Raw genomic sequence first — 228 nt, forward strand, 5'->3', positions numbered from 1 at the left:
TGGGCTGTTTTTGCTAACCAGCCCGGCAATGCTGAAAATCAGGATTAGTGACGCTGCTACGGTCGCTACGGCTATTCGTGAAGTGCTGAATCGGGCGGCGAACGAACGTTTTTGCTTCTCTTGGCGGTTAATTTCCTTGCTGATGGTTCCTAGCTTGGCTCGCAGGTCCATGATTTCGTTTTCCTGAATGGCTGCGTCAATGTCATTGATCAGCCTGATTTCAGCTTC

General features: G+C 50.0%; 1 protein-coding gene. It reads right to left on the reverse strand.

Annotated elements, in window-relative coordinates; genetic code table 11:
- The coding region (locus Q1A18_RS19050; RefSeq protein WP_299584751.1) for a hypothetical protein at positions 1–228 on the reverse strand (228 nt) is incomplete at both ends.

Origin of the sequence: uncultured Sunxiuqinia sp., assembly GCF_947495665.1 — a bacterium.
GTDB lineage: Bacteria > Bacteroidota > Bacteroidia > Bacteroidales > Prolixibacteraceae > Sunxiuqinia > Sunxiuqinia rutila.